Origin of the sequence: Ochrobactrum sp. SFR4 (genome assembly GCF_019730395.1) — a bacterium.
Classification (GTDB): Bacteria; Pseudomonadota; Alphaproteobacteria; order Rhizobiales; family Rhizobiaceae; genus Pseudochrobactrum.
Genome location: NZ_JAAPBB010001378.1, coordinates 1 through 236, shown reverse-complemented (window position 1 = coordinate 236; position 236 = coordinate 1). Strand labels below are relative to the sequence as shown.

The window sequence follows — 236 nt, the reverse complement described above, 5'->3', positions numbered from 1 at the left end:
AGGCTGTTCCGATCAGAACCGTAAGAGAGAACCTATGATGCCGGTACATTTCAGACGTTTTTCGTTGCCTATACTGGCACTGGCCATCACTGTTATCGCCATGCATCCGGCAACTGCCACTGTGCCGCCCGGCGGCACAGAATATCTCAACAAAGCCTTGCAGGGATTTATTGTGCGGTTGGAAAAATCCAAAGAAACAAAATTGCCGCCGCGCTTATCCAACACAGAAGATGCAA

At 49.6% G+C, this 236-nt stretch carries 1 protein-coding gene; it reads left to right on the top strand.

Annotated features, from left to right (window positions below; translation table 11 throughout):
• Nucleotides 1-34: 34 nt before the first annotated feature.
• On the top strand, nt 35-236 hold a 202-nt coding region (locus HBA93_RS23540), incomplete at its 3' end, for a hypothetical protein (protein ID WP_221724822.1).